Origin of the sequence: Brevibacterium renqingii, assembly GCF_017808105.1 — a bacterium.
GTDB lineage: Bacteria > Actinomycetota > Actinomycetes > Actinomycetales > Brevibacteriaceae > Brevibacterium > Brevibacterium renqingii.
Genome location: NZ_JADBHF010000018.1, coordinates 49,345 through 58,247, shown reverse-complemented (window position 1 = coordinate 58,247; position 8,903 = coordinate 49,345). Strand labels below are relative to the sequence as shown.

General features: G+C 63.4%; 9 protein-coding genes and 1 pseudogene. 6 read left to right on the top strand and 4 right to left on the bottom strand.

Features of this window, described 5'->3' with window-relative positions; genetic code table 11:
- Window positions 1–256: 256 nt before the first annotated feature.
- Window positions 257–1,201 (bottom strand): annotated as a pseudogene (locus IHE57_RS15360) (IS1249 family transposase); the annotation flags it as partial.
- On the bottom strand, window positions 1,134–1,424 hold the full coding sequence (locus IHE57_RS16860; protein ID WP_436627492.1) for an IS1/IS1595 family N-terminal zinc-binding domain-containing protein: 291 nt from the start codon (window positions 1,422–1,424) through the stop codon (window positions 1,134–1,136). The gene IHE57_RS16860 and the pseudogene IHE57_RS15360, both read right to left, overlap by 68 nt.
- A gap of 292 nt (window positions 1,425–1,716) precedes the next feature.
- Between IHE57_RS16860 and gdhA the strand changes: the two genes are divergently transcribed.
- Window positions 1,717–3,063 (top strand): NADP-specific glutamate dehydrogenase, encoded by a 1,347-nt coding sequence (gene gdhA / locus IHE57_RS15355; RefSeq protein ID WP_209325459.1) that lies wholly within the window; start codon window positions 1,717–1,719, stop codon window positions 3,061–3,063.
- Between the two features lie 151 nt (window positions 3,064–3,214).
- Here gdhA and IHE57_RS15350 read toward each other — a convergent pair whose 3' ends face one another.
- Entirely contained in the window at window positions 3,215–3,730 is a 516-nt protein-coding gene (locus IHE57_RS15350) for a flavin reductase family protein (protein ID WP_209325458.1), read from the bottom strand.
- Between the two features lie 31 nt (window positions 3,731–3,761).
- Here IHE57_RS15350 and IHE57_RS15345 point away from each other — a divergent pair, with 31 nt between their 5' ends.
- Both IHE57_RS15345 and IHE57_RS15340 read left to right on the top strand, forming a co-directional pair.
- Complete coding sequence (locus IHE57_RS15345; protein ID WP_209325457.1) at window positions 3,762–4,016, top strand: DUF3039 domain-containing protein; 255 nt, start codon at window positions 3,762–3,764, stop codon at window positions 4,014–4,016.
- A complete protein-coding gene (locus IHE57_RS15340; RefSeq protein ID WP_209325455.1) occupies window positions 4,017–5,807 on the top strand; it encodes a DEAD/DEAH box helicase in 1,791 nt (596 codons plus the stop codon).
- A 14-nt stretch (window positions 5,808–5,821) separates the two neighbouring features.
- Here IHE57_RS15340 and IHE57_RS15335 read toward each other — a convergent pair whose 3' ends face one another.
- Window positions 5,822–7,141: a nicotinate phosphoribosyltransferase gene (locus IHE57_RS15335; protein ID WP_209325454.1), complete on the bottom strand. Its 1,320-nt coding sequence runs from the start codon at window positions 7,139–7,141 to the stop codon at window positions 5,822–5,824.
- A 52-nt stretch (window positions 7,142–7,193) separates the two neighbouring features.
- Here IHE57_RS15335 and clpS point away from each other — a divergent pair, with 52 nt between their 5' ends.
- From clpS to IHE57_RS15320, 3 genes are read left to right on the top strand one after another with little or no spacing between them, the layout of a single operon-like run.
- A complete protein-coding gene (clpS, locus tag IHE57_RS15330) occupies window positions 7,194–7,499 on the top strand; it encodes an ATP-dependent Clp protease adapter ClpS (protein WP_209374444.1) in 306 nt (101 codons plus the stop codon).
- Between the two features lie 3 nt (window positions 7,500–7,502).
- Window positions 7,503–8,081, top strand: coding sequence for a DUF2017 family protein (locus IHE57_RS15325; protein WP_209374442.1), 579 nt, complete (start codon window positions 7,503–7,505; stop codon window positions 8,079–8,081).
- On the top strand, window positions 8,078–8,899 hold the full coding sequence (locus IHE57_RS15320) for an MBL fold metallo-hydrolase (RefSeq protein ID WP_209374440.1): 822 nt from the start codon (window positions 8,078–8,080) through the stop codon (window positions 8,897–8,899). Before IHE57_RS15325 ends, IHE57_RS15320 begins: the two co-directional genes overlap by 4 nt.
- Window positions 8,900–8,903: the final 4 nt, after the last annotated feature.

The following is an 8,903-nucleotide window of genomic DNA, read 5'->3' as shown; positions in this document are numbered from 1 at the left end:
GTAGCTAAGCCCATTCGCGCTGATGGTACTGCAACTTGGTGGTTGTGGGAGAGTAGGTGACTGCCGCAATAATTTGTGGGGAGGCCTTGTCCGATGTCATATCGGGCAGGGCCTCCTTTTTTGCATTCACACCCCTGCGGCGGTCCGGGCAAATGGTCAGAATGTGCCGCCATCTGTGCCGTTGCCACCCGCCTCGAGTCTTCAGGGTTAATGATCAAAATGTGTGTACAGCAGCGGCGTGTCACGGCCTTTGAGGTCATCGTGATCGGCCACCCCAGCCCTTCTGGATCCCGTTGCCGTCCTCGATGCTGAATCCTGTCCCATAGAGCCGGTTCGTTTCGTCTCTGCCCGATCCAGAGTCGACGATGACGGTGTGTTTACGGTTGTATTCCCATGCCCCCGGGGTGACGAAAGACCATGGATCGTTGGGTGTCTCGGTCTGCAGGTAGAGCAACCAATCGATACCGCGTCGGGCGTGGTCGATCGACAGGCCCCGATGAGCACGGAGGAAGTCCTTGATCGCTTTGTTCGGGCCTCCTTCCAGGGTGCTCGTCGCCCGCGCCACTGTCAGCCCCGATTCGGTGAGTTCGAGCCAGGTGAATAGGTGTGAGTCCTGGATGAGTTCGGCGAGGAGTCTGCCCGCCCGTCGAGTACGGATGTGGGTGTACCACCACTTCTGTCCCGGTCGTGCATACGCTGGTCGTGGTGCCCCGGAGGCTGCGTAGGTGCGGTGTTTGAGAAACGGTTCCCAGCTCGCTTCCCACGACGCGAACGCTGCTGTCCACGCTGCGGCCTCGTCGAGGCTAGTCACCCTCGGCAGGGCTTTGTACAGGTTGAGAAGGTCGCGGTTGGCCGGCAGTCGCGGATGCCGTGTCAGATGCTTGTGACCAGCCTGCCGGACATGGAAGTAGCAGCGTTGGATCCGCGACTGCGGCCACAGGTTCTGCACGGTCGCGATCAAGGGACCATTGCCGTCGATGACCGCCACAGTCGGGGCTGGGATGCGGCAGAGCAATGCGGTCCAGGACGCGATCTTTTCCCGATCACACCATTGCCAATCGATGACGTATCCGCCGGTGTAGGCGATGAGGACGCACCATCCGTTGAAGTAGGTGCCATCGAGCATGATCTGGTCATGGATCTCGCCGGTGGGGGACACCTGGGCAGTGACGTTCCAGCACCACTGGGTGCGGCGACGAAAACTTCGCGATCGACTGGGCCTGTTCGGTTAGGCGGGCAGTGCCGAGCAGCCAGTTCAGGAAGGCCTGGAACACCGCTTTCCGAGTGATATCGGCCCGGGCCTGGGTGGTCGAGGCCCCACATGGTTGACACCGCCACCTGGTGCGGCCAGTGCTGGTCTTGCCGTTCTTGACGAGCTTGTTGGCACATACACCACAGGTGGGATGATTTCTGGGATTGGACACTGAACATGCTTCCAGAGCATGTTCAACCCTGTCTTGGCCTACTGACTACTGGGCAAGAGGCTTATCCTGTACACACATTCTGATCATTAACCCCGATGGGGCAGGAGGATGGTTGGGGTGAAAGAGTCGACGAAGAAGAAGACTTGGACGTCCGCCTGATGCTCTTCGTGCCGCATTCTCACAGCTGTGATGACCGTTCGGAACCAATACCCCAATTGAAGTCGCCAGACAGCCATGTCCATAATTCGGGCGGCGAATTTCATGTTATGCGCCTCACGGTATGTTTGTGCCCATGAGCCTACATCCATCACTGCAGCCAATCTTCGACACGGTGCTCCAACGGAACCCCGGAGAGTCGGAGTTTCATCAAGCGGTACAGGAAGTTCTCTATTCCCTGGGCCCCGTCGTGGACAAGCATCCCGAATACCTGGAACTCTCGGCGCTCGAGCGGCTGTGCGAGCCCGAACGCCAGATCATCTTCCGTGTTCCGTGGATCGATGACGCCGGCGTTGTCCAGATCAACCGCGCCTTTCGGGTGCAGTTCAACTCGGCTCTCGGCCCGTACAAGGGCGGCCTGCGGTTCCACCCCTCCGTCAACCTCGGAATCGTGAAGTTCCTCGGGTTCGAACAGATCTTCAAGAACGCGATCACCGGGCTGCCGATCGGCGGGGGCAAGGGCGGAGCGGACTTCGATCCCAAGGGCCGCAGCGACCGCGAGGTCATGCGCTTCTGCCAGTCTCTGATGACCGAACTCTCCCGCCACATCGGCGAATACCGTGATGTCCCGGCCGGGGACATCGGTGTCGGTGGTCGCGAGATCGGCTACCTCTTCGGACAGTACAAGAGAATGACGAACTCCTACGAGGCCGGCGTCCTCACCGGCAAAGGCCTATCCTATGGCGGTTCCATGGTTCGGACGGAAGCAACCGGTTTCGGTGTGGTCTACTTCCTCAAGGACATGCTCGCCGCTGCGAAGAAGAACATCGACGGCCGCACCGTTTCGATCTCCGGTTCGGGCAACGTCGCTGTCTTCGCAGCCGAGAAGGTCTCGGCGTTCGGCGGCACAGTCATCACCATGTCCGACTCCTCCGGCTTCATCCATGACCCGGACGGCATCGACACGGAGATCGTCAAACGCATCAAGTTCGAAGACCGCGGTCGGATCTCCGAATACGTGGATCAGCGAGGCGGTCGAGCCGCCTATCACGAGGGCGGAAACGTCTGGGACGTCGAGGTCGATGTCGCACTGCCGTGTGCGACACAGAACGAACTCGATGCTGATTCGGCAGCGACCCTGGTCAAGAATGGCCTCATCGCCCTCGCCGAGGGCGCGAACATGCCCTGCACTCCGGAAGCCGTGAAGATCTTCAACGACGCGGGCGTCCTCTTCGCCCCCGGCAAGGCCGCGAACGCCGGCGGCGTCGCCACCAGCGCCCTGGAGATGCAGCAGAACGCCAGCCGCGACTCCTGGGACTTCGATTTCACCGAGGCGCGCCTGGCAGAGATCATGGGGGATGTCCATGACAGCTGCGCTGCGGCTGCCGACGAGTTCGGTTCTCCCGGTGACTACGTCGCCGGCGCCAATATCGCCGGTTTCATCCGGGTCTCCGAGGCGATGCTCGCCCAAGGAGTCGTCTGATCTGCTGAACGGACCGCATCCGGGACCCGCCGACTGAAGCCCGCGGGTCCGCTGGGCGACGAGGAACCCCTGAGGTTCGAACCCATTCTTAGGGAAGGGGCTCGAACCTCAGGGGTTCGTCTCATGCGACGGCGAGGAATGGACCGCTCTCTCACCGAGGTCCCATGGTCCCGTAGGCCTTCCGCCAGCGCAGCAGCGGACGGCTCGTGCCGGCATCCCTGCCCGCGCCCAGAGACACCACTTCGCCGACGACGATATTGTGAGTGGCCACCTCGAGCACTTCGGTGAGTTCGAGCTCGAACCAGGCGATCGCCTCGGTGAGCACCGGTTGGCCGGCCTGCGGGGCCGGGAAGGTGTCGATTCCCTTGAGTGACCCGTACAGCGGCTGCCCGGAAGCGCCGAGTCGTTCGGAGATGTCCCTCTGATCCGAATTCAGCAATGAGATGGCAAAGTGCGAACTCGTCTCGAGAGTCTCCATCATCCTCGAACCCGAATAGATGCTCACAGCCATCGTCGGCGGATCGTAGGAGACGTCGAGAAACGAGTCGACAGTGATGGCGTGCAGTGCACTGCCGCGGGTCGCAGAGACGACCGCGACCGCCGCGGCGATGTCGTCGCTGAGCTCTCTGTACCGTTCTGTGAGCGAATCGTCGTGGGACTGGTCCATGACTCACATTCTAGGGAACTACAATGGAGCCATGACCATTCCAGCTTCAGGCGGTTCAACAACGATCGAACGTGAGCAGTCCGAGCAGCTTGTCGAGCCCGGAGACCACGAGCGATTCAGCCATTACGCGCCCAAGGACAAGATCATGGAGTCCATGGTGACAGGAACTCCGCTGATCGCCTTGTGCGGAAAGGTGTGGGTCCCGACTCGCGATCCCGAGCGGTTCCCGATCTGCCCCAAATGCAAAGAGATCTACGAGACGATGTCCGAAGGACCGCAGGAGTAGATGTCCGCGGAACGTCTCCCAGGAACACCAGGGACCTCCGCAGCTGAACAACTCCCACCGGCCTTCCCCGAGCGCGCCGCTTGGGGAACGGCCGGAAAGCTGCGTGCTTGGCAGGCCGAGGCCCTCGAGCAGTACTTCAAGAACGAACCGAAGGACTTCCTCGCCGTCGCGACTCCCGGAGCCGGCAAGACCACGTTCGCTCTGCGGCTGGCCGCTGAACTTCTGGCTCGCAGGATAGTCAATCGGGTCACGGTGGTCGCCCCAACCGAACACCTGAAGGTGCAGTGGGCCGATTCAGCGGCACGCGTGGGCATCAAACTCGACCCGCATTTCAAGAATTCTCAGGGCAAGCACGCTCCCGGCTATCACGGAGTGGCGCTGACCTATGCGCAGGTGGCGGCCAAGCCCACCCTGCACCACAACCGGACCGCTGCCGGTCGGACACTGGTGATCCTCGATGAGGTCCATCACGGCGGCGACGCTCTGTCGTGGGGCGACGCTGTGCGTGAGGCCTTTGGGCCCGCTGTGCGTCGTCTGTCCCTGACCGGAACCCCGTTCCGTTCGGACACCTCACCGATCCCATTCGTCACGTATGCCCCCGACGAGAACGGAATCCGCACCTCGGTGGCGGACTACTCCTACGGCTACGGTCGGGCGCTCAAGGACTCCGTCGTCCGTCCCGTCCTCTTCCTCGCGTATGCGGGAGCCATGTCCTGGCGGACGAAGGCCGGCGACGAGATGTCGCATGTGCTCGGCGAGGAGACGACGAAGGACATCAACGCGCAGGCCTGGCGCACTGCGCTCGACCCGAAGGGCGACTGGATCCCGGCCGTGCTCAAGGCCGCCGACATCCGCCTCACCGAGGTCCGACGAACCGTCCACGACGCCGGCGGCCTGGTCATCGCCACCGATCAGGAGGCGGCGCGGGCCTACGCGAAACGCCTGCACGAGATCACCGGCGAGAAGCCGACAGTTGTCCTCTCCGACGAAGCGGGCGCCTCGGAGCGGATCGAGCAGTTCCAGAACTCGACAGACCGGTGGATGGTCGCCGTGCGCATGGTCTCCGAAGGAGTCGACGTTCCGCGCCTGTGCGTCGGAGTCTACGCGACCTCCTCGTCGACACCGCTGTTCTTCGCGCAGGCCATCGGGCGCTTCGTGCGTGCTCGCAAACGTGGGGAGACCGCCTCGGTGTTCCTCCCTTCGGTGCCCGTGCTGCTGGCACTGGCCAACACGATGGAGGTCGAACGTGACCACGCCCTCGACCGGCCGAAGAACGACGACGAGAACGACGTCGTCGTCTTCGACGAGCAGGCCATGGACCAGGCGAACCGGAATGAGGGCGCCTCGTCCGACCAGCTCGGCTCGTTCGAAGCCCTCGGCGCGGAGGCGCTGTTCGACAGGGTCCTGTTCGACGGCGGAGAGTTCGGCACCGGCGGGGCCGTCGGCTCCGAGGACGAGCTCGACTTCATCGGGATTCCCGGTCTGCTCGAACCCGATCAGGTCCACGAACTGCTGCGGACCCAACAGGCACGCCAGGCCAAACGCAAGACAGCGGCGGCACCTGCGCCCGAGGCGGACACGAGCGAACTGGAACATAGGGCGATGAAAGAGGAGCGCAATCAGCTCCAGAGCCTCGTCGGAGCCTGGTCCCGGCGAACCGGGACGCCTCACCAGAACGTGCATGTCGAACTGCGAAAGGCATGCGGGGGACCTGCCGTGGCTCAGGCGACGCGAGAACAGATCCAGGCACGGATCAAGAAGCTGCAGGGCTGGTTCATCGGCCGCAAATGACCGAAAGCCGAGCCTTATGCCGAATAGAAGTTCGTCGGGATCGCCGGTTCGCCGTCCTGCAGCCGACGAGCAGAACGCGGCAGCTCGGCCAGGGACTCGTCGTGGCGTGCACAGGCCTGCTTCACACCGGCGGCACCGAGGAACGACTCGTCGACCTCACCGTCGACGACCAGGTCGACGCTCAGCCGGCGGCCCTCACCGAGATCATCGGGCAGTGAGGGGATGCCGACGGCCTCCTCGACGGCGATCGCACCATCGATGAGGCGCAGCGCCTCCTTGTGCCCGCCGCGGGAAGGCTTTCCGGTCGCGTGCTTGGCCACCGAGGTCCATTCTCCGGCCTCGTCGGCGCGAGCCACGAGCTTGTACACCAGACCTGCGGCAGGGGCACCGGAACCTGTGACGACACGGGTGCCGACTCCGTAGGAGTCGACGGGGGAGGCCGCGAGCGCGGCGATCGCATACTCGTCCAGATCGCTCGTGACGGTGATCGTCGTGTCATGAGCGCCGAGGCGGTCCAGCCCGTCCCGGACCTCCGCGGCCTGTTCGATGAGATCACCCGAATCGATCCGCACACCGCCGAGTTCCGAACCGGCGAGCTCCACGGCCACCTCCAGCGCCTCCTCGACGTCATAGGTATCGAGCAGAAGCGTCGTATCGGTGCCCAGCGACTTCAGCTGCGCGGCGAATGCCTCACGCTCGGAGTCGTGCAGAAGAGTGAACGAGTGGGCCGAGGTGCCGATGGTGCGCAGACCGTACTTCAATCCCGCTGCCAGATTCGAGGTCGATGCGAAGCCGCCGATGACCGCGGCCCGTGCCGCTGCCACCGCTGCATGTTCGTTCGTCCGTCGTCCGCCCATCTCCGCGCAGGGCCGGTCACCGGCCGCCTGCGCCATGCGGGAGGCCGCCGAGGCGACCGCACAGTCGTAGTTCAGAGCCGAAAGGATGAGCGTTTCGAGGATGACTCCCTCGGCGAACGTCGCTTCGATCGTCAGCAGCGGCGAGCCCGGGAAATAGATCTCGCCCTCGGCATACCCGCGGATGCTGCCCGTGAAGCGGTAGTCCGCCAGCCAGTCGATGGTGCGGGCATCGACGATCTGCTCGCGGCTGAGGAAGGACAGTTCGGCGTCGTCGAAGCGGAAGTCGCGGATCATCTCGAGGATTCTGCCGGTGCCGGCGACGACGCCGTAGCGGCGCCCTGCGGGAAGGGTGCGACCGAACACTTCGAAGAGGCTCCTGCGGTGAGCGGCGCCGGATTCCAGGGCGGCCTGCACCATCGTCAATTCGTACTGATCCGTGAAGAACGCCGTCGAATCGGTCCGTGTGAGATCACTCATAGGCGCGATCTTACGTCACGACAGCGTCAGTGTTCTGCCGTAAGCTGGAAACGTGAGCAATCCAACGACACCAGTTCTGGAGCCGGCGGTCGACGTCCGACCTGCCGAGGATCTGGCCAAGCCCTGGAGGACCGTGGTCTTCAACGACCCGGTCAATCTCATGAGCTATGTCAGTTTCGTGTTCCAGAGTTATTTCGGATATTCCGAGGACAAAGCCCACGCGCTCATGCTCGAAGTCCACGAGAACGGTCGCTCCGTGGTCGCCACCGGAGGTCGCGAAGCCATGGAGAGAGACACTCAAGCGATGCATGAATACGGCCTGTGGGCCGCCTGCCAACCCGATCCAGGATCCGACTGACACATGGCCGCCATCGACGCACGTGGGGACGATGTCGTCCTCAGACTCGAAGACAACGAACGCTCACTCATGCTCACGGTCTTCACCGACCTCTCGGCGCTGCTGTCCGAAGACGGCGACGAGGACGGGGATCGGCCGGACTCGGAGAACTGGGAGGCCCGTCTCGGCCTCGTCGACCGACCCCGCCCGGACGATCCTGCCCTTCTGAGGCTGCTGCCGGACGTCGATCCCGAAGACGAGGAGCGCTCCGCCGAATTCCGCCGTCTCACCGAATTCGACCTCAAGCAGGCCAAATCCCACAACGTGCGCATCGTGCTGCTGGGACTGAGCAAGGGCACCGAAATCACCCTGACCCATGACGAGGTCCTGGCCTGGATGAAGGGGCTCAATGATCTGCGGCTGGTGCTCGCCGTGCGACTCGGCATCGACACCGAAGAGGCACAGGAGGAGAAGTACGCCCACCGCGAGGAGCTCTCCGAATCAGAGGACCTCACACTGACTCTGTACGACTTCCTGACTTGGGTGCAGGATCGGCTGACGACGACCTTGCTGTCGCGGACGCAAGGGGAAGACGACGAATGAGACTCACTGCCATCGGCACCGCCGGATCCTTCCCGGGGCGTGGAGCGCTCGCCAGCTGCTACCTCATCGAAACCGAGGAGGACACGCCCACCCGCATCGTGCTCGACCTCGGCTCCGGTGCCCTCAGCCCCCTGCAGCAGACCGTCGACACAGACCGGCTCACGGCGATCGTGCTCAGCCACCTGCATCCTGACCACTGCATGGACATGACCGGGCTCTACGTCAAACACTGCTTCGACCCGAAGTTCTTCAACGGAGATATCTCCGACACGGGCACGATCCGCACCCGGACCCCGGTCTTCGCCCCGCCCCGAGCGAAGGAACGACTGACCCGGGCTTACTACACCGAACCCGGCAGATCTCCGGTCGCGAACGGGGGAGACGATTCGGACTTCGACCATGCCTTCGACTTCACCGACCTCGATCACGGCTCCCGACACCAGATCGGGTCCCTGACGGTCGAATCCTTCCTCGTCGACCATCCCGTGGAGACCTACGCGCTGCGCGTCACCGACGCGAGAGGCCGCGTCATCACCTATTCCGGCGACAGCGACGAATGCGACAATCTCGTGGCGGCTGCCAAGGGGGCCGATCTCTTCCTCTGTGAGGCGGCGTTCCAGGAGGACCGTGACACAGCTCGGGGAATCCATCTCACGGGCAGGCGCGCCGGACGCGTGGCACAGAATGCCGAGGTGTCCTCGCTCGTGCTCACTCATATCCCGATCTGGACCGACTGCTCCATCGTCCGCGGTGAGGCAGCCGGCGAATACCGCGGTCCCATCGAACTCGCCAAACCCGGAGCCACCTGGACCGTATGAGCCG

Excerpts from the sequence above, each read along its gene's own strand:
- IHE57_RS15350 (WP_209325458.1), bottom strand. The coding sequence starts at position 3,730 with ATGGACCAGTCCCACGACGATTCGCTCACAGAACGGTACAGAGAGCTC.
- IHE57_RS15340 (WP_209325455.1), top strand. The coding sequence starts at position 4,017 with ATGTCCGCGGAACGTCTCCCAGGAACACCAGGGACCTCCGCAGCTGAA.
- IHE57_RS15345 (WP_209325457.1), top strand. The coding sequence starts at position 3,762 with ATGACCATTCCAGCTTCAGGCGGTTCAACAACGATCGAACGTGAGCAG.
- IHE57_RS15335 (WP_209325454.1), bottom strand. The coding sequence starts at position 7,141 with ATGAGTGATCTCACACGGACCGATTCGACGGCGTTCTTCACGGATCAG.
- IHE57_RS15325 (WP_209374442.1), top strand. The coding sequence starts at position 7,503 with ATGGCCGCCATCGACGCACGTGGGGACGATGTCGTCCTCAGACTCGAA.
- IHE57_RS15320 (WP_209374440.1), top strand. The coding sequence starts at position 8,078 with ATGAGACTCACTGCCATCGGCACCGCCGGATCCTTCCCGGGGCGTGGA.
- gdhA (WP_209325459.1), top strand. The coding sequence starts at position 1,717 with ATGAGCCTACATCCATCACTGCAGCCAATCTTCGACACGGTGCTCCAA.